6 protein-coding genes are annotated in these 5,849 nt (G+C 66.8%); 4 read left to right on the top strand and 2 right to left on the bottom strand.

Annotated features, from left to right (window positions below; genetic code table 11):
* Positions 1–71: 71 nt before the first annotated feature.
* Entirely contained in the window at positions 72–800 is a 729-nt protein-coding gene (locus FJ960_RS29320) for a gamma-glutamylcyclotransferase (RefSeq protein WP_140718564.1), read from the bottom strand.
* 150 nt (positions 801–950) lie between these two features.
* Here FJ960_RS29320 and FJ960_RS29325 point away from each other — a divergent pair, with 150 nt between their 5' ends.
* Positions 951–1,643, top strand: coding sequence for a DUF2270 domain-containing protein (locus FJ960_RS29325; RefSeq protein ID WP_140718565.1), 693 nt, complete (start codon positions 951–953; stop codon positions 1,641–1,643).
* Between the two features lie 100 nt (positions 1,644–1,743).
* Positions 1,744–4,071 (top strand): cation:proton antiporter, encoded by a 2,328-nt coding sequence (locus tag FJ960_RS29330; RefSeq protein WP_246673002.1) that lies wholly within the window; start codon positions 1,744–1,746, stop codon positions 4,069–4,071.
* Positions 4,072–4,083: 12 nt separating this feature from the next.
* On the opposite strand, the gene FJ960_RS29650 is transcribed toward FJ960_RS29330, so the two are convergent.
* The gene (locus FJ960_RS29650; RefSeq protein WP_181166730.1) at positions 4,084–4,227 is read right to left on the bottom strand and encodes a hypothetical protein; all 144 of its coding nucleotides are present in this window, start codon (positions 4,225–4,227) and stop codon (positions 4,084–4,086) included.
* Between the two features lie 212 nt (positions 4,228–4,439).
* Between FJ960_RS29650 and FJ960_RS29335 the strand changes: the two genes are divergently transcribed.
* Entirely contained in the window at positions 4,440–4,886 is a 447-nt protein-coding gene (locus FJ960_RS29335; protein ID WP_140718566.1) for a DOPA 4,5-dioxygenase family protein, read from the top strand.
* A gap of 76 nt (positions 4,887–4,962) precedes the next feature.
* The coding region (locus FJ960_RS29340) for an ornithine cyclodeaminase family protein (protein WP_140718567.1) at positions 4,963–5,849 on the top strand (887 nt) is incomplete at its 3' end.

Raw genomic sequence — 5,849 nt, forward strand, 5'->3', positions numbered from 1 at the left:
CCGCCCTTCGGCGGTCGTCAGCTATTTCCTGTTCACGCAGGCGCATTCGCGCGGCGCCGGCTTCCGGTTTTTCAGCGGACGTGGCTCCGCCCGATCTCCCGCGCCACCAGTTCCTGCAATTGCCACAGATTGCGATCGCGGATGCCGCAGGCGTCGAGGTGGCGGATCGTCTCGAACAGATATTGCGCGCCCGAGCCCCAGTGGCCGACGGCTCTGGCCAGCGTCGCCGCGACCGCAGGCTTGTCGAGCTTGCCGGCGTAGCGCGGATTGGCGGGATCGACGACGAAGCCGAGCGCCTGGCCCATCCCGCCTTCGGTGCTGACCCGCAGCCAGCGCGGCACGTTGACGGCGGGCAGGATGGTCATTTCGCGGCGCAGCAGCGCTTCCAGATTGTCGGCTACCGGTTCGGCGATCTCGAACACCATGCCCTGGCACTGGCCGCCACGGTCGAGCGCCATCATCAGGCCAGGCTTATCGAGCGTGCCGCGAAAGCGCTGCACGGTGAAGCAGAACGACCGGTGCCAGCCGCGCGCCACCGCCCGTTCGCCACCCCGCACCTCCCCTGCCGGCTTCCACAGCAGCGAGCCATAGGCGAACAGCTTCAGCGGTCCGGGCGGCGCGCTGGCCAGGACCTCATCGCGAAACCGCGCATAATCCTGGTCAGTCATATGGACCATGCCCGGCGTCGGCCCGGCATCCTCGACCGCGCGCAAGGTGCGCGCCACCAGCGCCTCGGTCAGCGCCATCGGCGGTCTGCGGAGCGCGGATTTGCGCGGTGCGACGGAAATCGGCTTGTTCATTTTCGTGCCTCGGCCATGGCCGCTATGTTGCTCAGCGGAGACAGATACTCAAGAGGCTGCCCGGGCGACCACCTGTCCCACTGGGCGCCGGCGGGGATCGTCATGGAACGACATCGCTCCCGGAACGTTTGATCAGGTTGGGAGGAAGTCATGAACGATGCGCCGGCAACGTCCGTCGGCAGGCCGCTTTTGCCAGGCGAACTGGTCACCGTGATGTCCCATTTCCATCGCGCCGAGATCGCTCGCATGGCCGGCTGGCGCGACCGCCTGGACCGCACCAGCAATTGGGCGATCACGGTTGTCGCGGCGATGCTGTCGGTGTCGCTGTCGACGGCCAGCGCCCATCATGGCGTGCTGCTGTTCGCCATGCTGCTGGTGCTGCTTTTGCTGTGGATCGAGGCGCGCCGCTACCGCTTCTTCGATGTCTACCGCGCCCGCGTGCGCCAGTTCGAGCGCCATTATTTCGCGCAGATCTTCTCGCCGCAGCCCGATTTTGCTTCCGACTGGCTGCTGATCCTCGGCGAGAGCCTGCGCACGCCGAAATTCTTGGTCTCGCAGCGTGTGGCGCTGGCGCGCCGTTTGCGCCGCAACTACCTGCACATGATGCTGATCCTGCTGCTTGCCTGGATCCTCAAACTGTCGACGCCGAGCCTGATCAACCAAGGCGCGCCGGTCGGCTTTGCCGGCACATTGCGCGAGGCCGTCGGCGCGGCGGCGCTCGGTCCCGTTCCAGGCGCGGCCATCGTCGCCGTGGTTGCCTTCCTCTATGCCGGCCTGGTGGCGGCCGCCTTCCTGACGCCGGGCGATGACGGCGAGCTCTCCTTCGGTGACGTCCACGTCTGAGCTAGATATCTGACGCAATAACTCGCGACTGGATGGCTGCAACGCAAAGGTCAGCCGCGCGTTGTTATGGTCAGTCCGCGGCGGCGTCTTGAAGGGACCCATGATCCACCTAACGGCAACGAGATCGCACGGCGCCGCGGTCGCCTTTTCGCTGGCCATTCTCCTTCTGGCACCGGCAAGCCACGCGCTGGCCGCTCAGCCGGCCGGTCACGCCTCTGGCATGGGCGGCTCGGCCGAAGGGCTGTTCGTCGCCGAGATCGTCCTCCTGCTTCTGGTCGGCCGTGGCCTTGGCGAGATCTTCCAGCGTTATCGCCAGCCGGCGATCATGGGCCAGCTGATTGGCGGCATCCTGCTCGGGCCGTCGCTGTTCGGCTGGCTCTGGCCCGACGCCCAGCACCTGATCTTTTCCACCGACCCCGCGCAGAAAAGCATGATCGATGCCGTCTCGCAGCTCGGCATCCTGCTGCTCCTCCTGCTGACCGGCATGGAAACGGATCTGCGCCTCGTGCGGCGGGTGGGCGCGGCCTGTTTTTCGATCTCGATCACCGGCGTCGTCGTGCCCTTTGCCTGTGGCTTCGCGCTGGCGCAGGTGCTGCCGGATTCCCTCCTGCCCGAGCCGACCGAGCGCATCGTCGCCGGCCTGTTCCTCGGCACGGCGCTGTCGATCTCCTCGGTCAAGATCGTCGCCATGGTGGTGCGCGAAATGAATTTCATGCGCCGCAACCTCGGCCAGATCATCGTCTCCTCGGCGATCATCGAGGACACGTTCGGCTGGCTGATCATCGCCGTCACCTTCGGCATCGCCACCAATGGCAGCCTGCAAGTGGTGCCGCTCATCACGACGGTGGCCGAAGTGGCGCTGTTCATGGTGTTTTCCTTCACCATCGGCCGCCGCGTGGTGTTCACCCTGATCCGCTGGAGCAATGATAGTTTCCGCAGCGAATACGCCGTCATATCGGTCATCCTCATCATCATGGGCGTGATGGCGCTGATCACCAATCTGATCGGCGTGCACACCGTGCTCGGCGCCTTCGTCGCCGGCATACTGGTCGGGGAATCGCCGATCCTGTCCAACCACATAGAGAGCCAGTTGCGCGGCGTCATCACGGCGCTGTTCATGCCGGTGTTCTTCGGCATGGCCGGCCTGTCCGCCGACCTCACCGTGCTTGCCGACCCGACGCTGGCGCTGCTGACGCTGGCGCTGGTGCTGATCGCCAGCATCGGCAAATTCTCGGGCGCCTTCCTCGGCGGCCGGCTGTCCGGCATGTCGCTGAAGGAGGCCACCGCCATCGGCAGCGCCATGAACGCGCGCGGCTCGACCGAGGTCATCGTCGCCTCGATCGGCCTGTCGATGAACATCCTCTCCCACAATCTGTTCACGATGATCGTCACCATGGCCGTCATCACCACGCTGGCCATGCCGCCGATGCTGCGCTGGGCGCTTGGCCGGCTGCCGGTCGGCGATGCGGAAAAGCAGCGCGTCGACCGCGAACTGCTCGACGAGCGCGGCTTCGTCTCCAAGCTGGAGCGGTTGCTGCTGCTCGTCGACGACAGCCCGGTCGGCAAGTTCGCCGCCTATCTCGGCGGTCTGGTCGGCGGCGGCAGCGGCATGCCGACCACGCTGCTCCACCTCGAGGGCGGGCAACTGCCCGGCCCTGCCCGCGACAAAGGTCCCGAGCGGGCCTCGCAGCAGGTCAAGAAGGGGGCGGCCAGGAGTGCCAGGGCTGTCCGCAAGGCCGAGGATACACCCGTCGACAAGGTCCACCTCACGGCCCGTACCGAGCTTCAGGCCACCACCGAAACGATCGCCGCCGAAGCGCGCAAGGGCTACGGCCTTCTGCTGGTCGGGCTGGACGACGCGATGACCGACAAAGGCACCTTCAGCGGTACCCTGAAGGATATCACCAGCGGCTTCGACGGCCCGCTCTGCCTGGTGCTGAATGGCGCCAAATCCAGCGGCAAGATGCCGTTGCTGCGCGCCGGCGCGACCATCCTGGTTCCCGTCAACGGCACCGAAGTCGCGCGGCGCGCGGCCGATTTCGCGCTCGCCTTGGCGCGGCCGCACCGGGCCCGCGTGAAAGCCCTCTATGTCTCGCAGGCCCGCAAGGGCAGCCCGCCAAGCTCGGTTTCGCACCGCCGCGAGGAGGCCGTGCTCAAGGATGTCGCCGATCTCGCCGACCGCTACGGCGTTGCCGTCGAAACCGCGATCAGGACGCGTGCCACGCCCGACAGGGCCATCGCCAGGGAGGCGGGCAAGGGCGCCGCCATGGTGGTGATGGGCGTCACGCAGCGGCCAGGCGACGAGCTGTTCTTCGGCGACACGGCGACCGCCGTGCTGGCCGCCGTCGCCTGCCCGGTCGTGCTTCTGGCCAGCGACCGCGTCAGGCGAGCCGAAGCCGAGGAGGCGGCAACCGAGACCGGCGCCTGATGCTCTACGGTGCTACAGGCCGAGGAACTGCCGCCCGATCACATAGCCCAGCGCCGCCGCGACGAGCGGGAACAGCGCCGGCGCGACCTTGCCGAGTAAGGAGACGCTGGTGTCCCTGGGCGGCACATAGCGTCCATTGCCAAGATTCTTGGTCATTGCGTACCCCACGCCATCATATAATTAGCAGATGCTTATTGACGCATGGCCGAATTAACGGGTTGTAAAGAAATTCGATCGAATAGCCGACCATTGGGCGGCGCCCACAGCCTGTTTGTCGCTGATCTCTGCGCACGCCGCCCCGGCTACAGACAAGATACCCGCGCTTCGGCTAACGTTCCGCCGGACGCGACACCAGGGGGAGAACCGAGATGAGCAAAGCCAGTTCAACGCCGGCCGGGCAGCCGAGGCCCCCCAAGCCAAGACAACTCGCCGAGATCGCCAGCTACCACGCCCACATCTACTATGACGGGCAGGCCGAGCGGCAGCACGCCGAATGGCTGCGCCAGCGCATCGCGGAACGTTTCCGCGTGCGCCTGGGCAATTGGCACGACGGACCAGTCGGCCCGCACGGGCAGGCCATGTACCAGGTCTCCTTCGCCCCCGGGATTTTCGCGACGCTGGTTCCCTGGCTGATGCTGAACCACCAGGGCCTGAGCATCCTCATCCACCCCAACACCACCAACCCCAAGCGCGACCATCTGGTCGACCCGATCTGGATCGGGCGGGCGCTGGCGGTGCACGGGGAGGTTCTGGGCGAGGAGCATGAGGCGGAAGAGGCGCTGGAGGTGAATACGGAGCCGACGCTGGGGGCGTGAGGGCGCCCGCGATGAGGGAGCCGTTTGACGCTCTCGCGGGTATGATGATCCATCGGGGAATGACAGGACGAAACCCTTGGCCGCCGAAACCTTGCCCTATCTGTCATCCCAGTTGCTCGACCGCCTGGCAATCCCGACAGTCGACATGGTCGACGAGATCGAACGCCAGATCGTCGGCCAGCGGCGCGGCGAAGTCTGGTGCGCCCCGAAAGCGGTGGTGCTGCCGGGCGACGACCGCTACATCATGGCAACGCTCGGCGTCGCCTCCACGCCGCCCGTGCTGGCGACGAAATCGCTGGTCGTCAACCCGCGCAACGCCGGGCGCGGACTGCCGACGCTCAATTCGCTGATCACGCTGCTCGACGCCGAGACCGGGCTGCCGCTTGCCCTGGTCGACGGCAATTGGGTGACGGAGAAACGCACGGCCGCCTTGAGCGCCGTCGCCGCCAGGCGCATGGCGCGCGGCGACGCGTCATCCCTGGCCTTCATCGGCTGCGGGGTGCAAGCGCGCGGCCACCTCGAAGCCTTCGCCGACCTCTTCCCCTTGCGCGAAATCCGCGCCTACGGCCGCGGCACCGCCAACCGCGACGCGCTGTGCCAAATGGCGCAATCGCGGGGTCTGGACGCCGTGCCCTGCGACACGGCAAAGGCCGCGATCGAAGGCGCCGACATGGTGGTGACGACGGTGACCCTGGTGCCCAAGCCCGAACCCTTCCTCGATGCGAACTGGCTGAAGCCGGGAAGCTTCGCCGTGATGACCGACCAAGCCCTGCCCTGGCTGCGAGAGACCATGCCCCGCTTCGACCGCATCATCGTCGACGATTTGGAGCAGGAGAGAAACATGGCCAAGCCGATGGTCGACCCGGCGCTGGTTGCCGGCGATTTGACGGGGCTGGTTTGCGGGGATTTTGCGGGGAGGCAGGGGCCGGGCGAGACGACGGCGTTTGTTTTTCGGGGGCTGGC

It is taken from the genome of Mesorhizobium sp. B2-3-11, from assembly GCF_006442215.1.
In the GTDB taxonomy this organism is placed as follows: domain Bacteria; phylum Pseudomonadota; class Alphaproteobacteria; order Rhizobiales; family Rhizobiaceae; genus Mesorhizobium; species Mesorhizobium salmacidum.